This is a genomic window from Burkholderia sp. Se-20373 (assembly GCF_017104705.1).
Lineage (GTDB): Bacteria > Pseudomonadota > Gammaproteobacteria > Burkholderiales > Burkholderiaceae > Burkholderia.
The window spans coordinates 1-5693 of the sequence record NZ_JAAGPH010000263.1; the positions used below are offsets into that span (position 1 = coordinate 1).

Annotated in this window: 7 protein-coding genes and 1 tRNA gene; 3 read left to right on the forward strand and 5 right to left on the reverse strand. The window is 68.2% G+C overall.

The features are described 5' to 3' along the window. A partial coding sequence (locus tag G3N96_RS37495) for a DUF2239 family protein (protein WP_206140357.1) occupies positions 1–308 on the reverse strand: 308 nt, incomplete at its 3' end. A gap of 313 nt (positions 309–621) precedes the next feature. On the opposite strand from G3N96_RS37495, the gene G3N96_RS37500 reads away from it, so the two are divergent. From G3N96_RS37500 to G3N96_RS37510, 3 genes are all read left to right on the forward strand, one after another. After that, a complete protein-coding gene (locus G3N96_RS37500; protein WP_206140358.1) occupies positions 622–1962 on the forward strand; it encodes an MFS transporter in 1341 nt (446 codons plus the stop codon). Positions 1963–2024: 62 nt separating this feature from the next. After that, positions 2025–3422, forward strand: coding sequence for an enolase C-terminal domain-like protein (locus G3N96_RS37505; protein ID WP_206140359.1), 1398 nt, complete (start codon positions 2025–2027; stop codon positions 3420–3422). Positions 3423–3548: 126 nt separating this feature from the next. Next, a complete protein-coding gene (locus G3N96_RS37510) occupies positions 3549–3860 on the forward strand; it encodes a hypothetical protein (RefSeq protein WP_206140360.1) in 312 nt (103 codons plus the stop codon). A gap of 121 nt (positions 3861–3981) precedes the next feature. Here the strand turns inward: G3N96_RS37510 and G3N96_RS37515 are convergent. The 4 genes from G3N96_RS37515 to G3N96_RS37530 all read right to left on the reverse strand — a co-directional run. Further along, a tRNA-Ala gene (locus G3N96_RS37515) sits at positions 3982–4057 on the reverse strand. Positions 4058–4122: 65 nt separating this feature from the next. Further along, on the reverse strand, positions 4123–4485 hold the full coding sequence (locus tag G3N96_RS37520; protein ID WP_206140361.1) for a c-type cytochrome: 363 nt from the start codon (positions 4483–4485) through the stop codon (positions 4123–4125). Then, complete coding sequence (locus G3N96_RS37525) at positions 4482–5282, reverse strand: BON domain-containing protein (RefSeq protein WP_206140362.1); 801 nt, start codon at positions 5280–5282, stop codon at positions 4482–4484. Before G3N96_RS37525 ends, G3N96_RS37520 begins: the two co-directional genes overlap by 4 nt. 17 nt (positions 5283–5299) lie before the next feature. After that, a partial coding sequence (locus G3N96_RS37530; protein ID WP_206140363.1) for an SIS domain-containing protein occupies positions 5300–5693 on the reverse strand: 394 nt, incomplete at its 5' end.

Genomic DNA, 5693 nt, shown 5'->3' on the forward strand with positions numbered 1-5693 from the left:
TCGCGCGACACGACGCCGAGCTTCGGCCGGCCGCGCCCGCGCTGTTCGACCGCGCCGGCGGCCTCGCCGGAGCCGGCCGCTGCATCGCCTGACGGCGGCGCATAGCGCGCGCGGATCTCGTCCGCCGTGCCGCGCAAGTCGAGGTCGATCGAGCGCCCCGTCGCATCGTCGAAGATCAGGATCGTGCCGGGCATCGCATCGCCGGCGGCCTGCCGGACCGCAAGCGCGATCGTCGCGAGCGGGCCCGACGCGAGCCGCCGGTGGCCGTCGAACGCCGTGTAGGAAGGAAGCAGTGTGGTCGTGGTCATCGTGGTCACCCGCAGGCTGGAATCGGAATGACGCTATTTTTATCCGGGTATAAATTGGATGTCAATATCATCCGGGTAAAAATATTCCAGCAGCCGTGGCACGGCCTTGGGCCAGTTGGCCGATCGATTCAATGACTGAATCGATCAAGTCAGCAATTGGCATGAAGGCGCAAATTTCGACATGACAGAATGGTCAGGACACCCTGCCCACGGGCAGCGGCGTCCGGCCTCCGGCCGGCAGCACCCACACGAATGGCGCGCACCAACGCGCCTGCCGCACGACGGCACCTTCCGCCCTTCGGAGGAGACAGTCATGAATCCGCTTCACGCGCTGCCGGCGTCCGCGTCGGCAACGGCCCGGCGCACGCGCGTGCGCTGGCTGGTGCTGGCCGTCCTGTTCGCGGTCACGACGATCAACTACGCGGATCGCGCGGCGATCGCGATCGCGGGCCCGAGCCTCGCCCGCGCGCTGCACCTGAGCCACGTGCAGATCGGCTTCATCTTCTCCGCGTTCGGCTGGTCGTACGTGGTCGCGCAACTGCCGGGCGGCTGGCTGCTCGACCGCTACGGGTCGCGCATCGTCTATGCGTTCAGCATCTTCTTCTGGTCGCTGTTCACGCTGCTGCAGGGCTCGATCGGCTTCTTCGCCGGCGCGGCCGCGTTCGCGCTGCTGTTCGGGCTGCGCTTCCTGGTCGGCGCGGCCGAGGCGCCGTCGTTCCCGGCCAACAGCCGGATCGTGTCCGCGTGGTTCCCGGCCGCCGAACGCGGCACCGCGTCGGCGATCTTCAACGCCGCGCAGTACGCGGCGACCGTCGTGTTCGCGCCGCTGATGGGCTGGCTCGTGCACGCGTTCGGCTGGCAATCGGTGTTCGTGGTGATGGGCGTGCTCGGCTTCGCGTTCGTCCTGGTGTGGAACCGCACGATGTTCGACCCGAAGGACCACCCGAACATCAACCGCGCGGAACTCGACTACCTCGCCGAAGGCGGCGCGCTCGTCAACATCGACCAGGCGACCGGCGGACGCGACGGCGGCCCGTCGATGCGCCACGTGAAGGCGCTGCTGAAGAGCCGGATGCTGATCGGCGTGTACGTCGCGCAGTACTGCATCAACGCGCTCACCTACTTCTTCATCACGTGGTTTCCCGTCTATCTCGTGCAGGCGCGCGGGATGTCGATCCTCAACGCGGGGCTCGTCGCGTCGATCCCGGCCGTGTGCGGGTTCCTCGGCGGGATTCTCGGCGGCGTCGTGTCCGACGGGCTGCTCAAGCAGGGCCGCTCGCTGTCGGTCGCGCGCAAGGTGCCGATCGTGGTCGGCATGTTGCTGTCGATGTCGATGATCGTCTGCAACTACACCGATTCGCACGTGCTCGTCGTGCTGTTCATGGCGCTGTCGTTCTTCGGTAAGGGGCTCGGCGCGCTCGGCTGGGCCGTCAACGCCGACACCGCGCCGCGCCAGATCGCGGGCTTGAGCGGCGCGCTGCTCAACACGTGCGGCAACCTCTCCAGCATCACGACGCCGATCGCGATCGGCTACATCGTCGACCGTAGCGGCTCGTTCAACGGCGCGCTCGTCTACGTGGTCGCGCACGCGCTCGTCGCCGTGATCTGCTACCTGTTCGTCGTCGGCGAGATCCGCCGCGTCGAGCTTCAATGAACGGCGCGGGCCGCATCGGCGCAGCCAGCGGCCCGTGCCCCACCGGAACCAGGAGCGAACCGATGTCCGAATCCCGCCGTGCCGGCACCCCGCACGTCACGCGCATGCAGGTGATTCCCGTCGCCGGCCGCGACAGCATGCTGCTCAACCTGTGCGGCGCGCACGCGCCGTACTTCACGCGCAACCTCGTGATCCTCGACGACAGCAGCGGACACACGGGCGTCGGCGAAGTGCCGGGCGGCGAAGGCATCCGCCACGCGCTCGAGCGCATGACGGATCTCGTCGTCGACCAGTCGATCGGACGCTACCAGGCGACGCTCAACGCGGTGCGCGCGGCGCTGTCCGGCGCGGGCCCGGGTGCGGGCCGCACGATCCGGCACGAGGTGACTTCGGCCGGCGAAGCCGCGGTGCTGCGCCAGCCGCACGAGATCAACCTGCGGCTCGACAACGTGATCACCGCGATCGAGGCCGCGCTGCTCGACCTGCTCGGCCAGCATCTCGACGTGCCGGTCGCGGCGCTGCTCGGCGAAGGCCAGCAGCGCGACGCGGTGCCGATGCTCGCGTACCTGTTCTATATCGGTGATCGTGGCCGCACCGACCTGCCGTATCGTGACGAGGCGCACGCATCGGATGCATGGTTCCGGCTGCGCAACGAGGAAGCGCTCACCCCGGCCGCGATCGCGCGACAGGCCGAGGCCGCGGTCGAGCGCTACGGCTTCGCCGATTTCAAGCTGAAGGGCGGCGTGATGGCCGGCGCCGACGAGATGGAAGCGATCGCCGCGATCAAGGCGCGCTTCCCCGATGCCCGCGCGACGCTCGACCCGAACGGCGCATGGTCGCTCGACGAGGCCGTCGCACTGTGCCGCGGGCAAGGCCACTTGCTCGCGTATGCGGAGGATCCGTGCGGGCCGGAAGGCGGCTATTCGGGCCGCGAAGTGATGGCCGAATTCCGCCGCGCGACGGGCATTCCGACCGCGACCAACATGATCGCGACCGACTGGCGGCAGATGGATCATGCGGTGCGGCTGCAGGCAGTCGACATCCCGCTCGCCGACCCGCATTTCTGGACGATGCAGGGCTCGGTGCGGCTCGCGCAGCTGTGCCGCGACTGGGGGCTCACGTGGGGCTCGCATTCGAACAACCACTTCGACGTGTCGCTCGCGATGTTCACGCATGCGGCGGCGGCCGCGCCCGGCACGATCACCGCCATCGACACGCACTGGATCTGGCAGGAAGGCGATGCGCGGCTCACGCGCGAGCCGCTGAAGATCGTCGGCGGCCAGGTGGCCGTGCCGGAGCGGCCGGGGCTCGGAATCGAGCTCGACATGGCGCAGGTCGAGGCCGCGCATGCGTTGTACAAGGAAGTTGGCGGTACGGCACGTGACGACGCGGTCGCGATGCGCTATCTCGTGCCGGGATGGACGTACGATCCGAAGCGGCCGAGTTTCGGGCGGGGGTGAGGGTGAAGGCGGGTAGCGGCCGGTGGTTGCCAAACACCGGAAACGCCCGCATCCTGCTGGCTGCCTGAATCGGCCCGCACGGCGAACGGTTCGGCGGCCCGTCCACCCGAATAAGAACCGCCCGTCATGACGTCTTCCGATCCGACACCGCGACAGCTCATCGTCTACGTCCTGTATTCGGTGCTGGGCCTGCCCGCGAGCATGACCGCCGCTGGTTATGTCGCACCGCTGATCACGCGGAACGTGTCGAACTTCGAAGGCGGCGCCGGCTACGCAACGTTGTGGTGGCTCATCCTGCTGACCTGCGCGTTCTACGCGCTGTCGTTCGTCATCTTCGCGGTGCTGCGGAAGAGAACGGTGATTCTCGCAGTCGTCACGGCGGCGTTCGCCGCGTTGGCGGTGCCGACGTTCAGGCTCGCGCACGAACTGCTGACCTGACCGGCCACCGGTCGACCCACCCCGCCCCGCCACGTCGAGTGCGGCGCCTGGGTCCGGCGTGCCATCGCGGACCTGCAAAAACAAAAAGGCCCGATCTTGCGATCGGGCCTTCGAATTCCGTTGGTGGAGCGGAGGAGGATCGAACTCCCGACCTTCGCATTGCGAACGCGACGCTCTCCCAGCTGAGCTACCGCCCCAACAGTCAACCATCATACACACGCATTTCCGCGCTTGGCAATAGGGGTTGGACGCCCCTGAAACCTTACTTTGACGGCGCGCCAGCCAGCACCCATTCGACCACCGAACGCACGTCGGCGTCGCTCATGCGCGGGTGCGCGGGCATCGGAATCGCACCCCAGACGCCCGAGCCGCCCTCCTTCACCTTCTTCGACAGCTTGGCCACGGCCTGCGGATCGGACTTGTAGCGGGCGGCGATATCCTTGAACGACGGGCCGACGAGCTTGCGGTCGACCGCGTGGCAGCCCATGCACGCATTGCCGCGCGCGACCTTCAGGCCGTCACCGACATCCGCGTGTGCGACGCCCAGCGCGCCGATCACGAGCGCCGCGGTCGCAGCGCCCTGCACCATCCGTTGTTTCATCTGCTTCATCTGCCTGTTCTTCATTGCGACGGGGCCTTCGGGTTGCCCGGGTGCACGTTCGACGAATTCGAGATCGGTGCGGGCGGCTGCAGCGGCGTGGACTGCACCGACGCGTCGGGCACGGCGCCCACCGTCGCGGTATCCGCCGGCGCGGCGGCAGCCTGTGCGCCGGATGCGCCGCTCGCGGGCGACGCGTTCTGCAGCGCCTGCGCGTCCTGCGGCTTCACGTACTGGAACACCTTCACGACCTTTTCGACGCCCGGCACCTGGCTGGCGGCTTCCGCGCCGCGATTGCCCTCGTCGACCGTCACGAGCCCCATCAGGTAAAGGTTGCCGCGTTCGCTGACGACCTTGTAGTAGTTCGACGAGATACCCTTCGTCGCGATCAGCTCGGACTTCACGCGCCCTTCGAGGTACGAGTCGTTCGCGCGCGACGACAGCGACGACGCCGGCTCGACCGACAGCTCGTTGACGATGCCGTTCACGTTGTTGATGCCGCGCACGATTTCCTCGGCGCGCTGCTTCGATGCATCGTTCGGCACTTCGCCCGTCAGCAGCACGCGGCGGTTGAACACCGTCACGTTCACGTGCGACTGGTCGGGCAGCCCGTTGTTGATCTGCGTGAGCGACTTGACCTGGATCTCGCGATCTTCCGTCTGCGCGCCGAGCGTACGGCGATCGGTCGCGATCAGCGCGCCGCCGCCGGCCGCTGCGCCCACGACCCCGAGCACACAACCTTGCAGCGACACGGCGAGACCCGCCGTCAGCGCAGCGAGCAGCGTGGTTCTGACGAGCGTCTGTTTGACGCGGCTTTGATTCATCGACGGCTCTCCTTCGTTCAATCCTCACCCAGCAGCATCGCGTCGATGCCGTCGCACAGGCAGTGGATGGTCAGCAGATGGACTTCGTGGATGCGCGCCGCGCGAACGGCGGGCACGCTGATCGGAATATCGGTATCGGACAGCGCGGCGGCGACCGCATGGCCGTCGCCGCCCGTCAGCGCGACGACGGTCATCTCGCGCTCGTGCGCTTCGTCGATCGCCGCCAGCACGCGCGGCGACGCACCGGCCGGATCGAGCACCAGCAGGATGTCGCCGGTCTGGCCGAGCACGCGCACCTGCTGCGCGAACAGCTGATCGGCGGACACCGCGCCCGCGAGGCCGCCCTGCGACGCATCGGTGGCCAGCGCGATCGCGGGCAGGCCCGGGCGCTCGCGCTCGAAGCCGCCGACG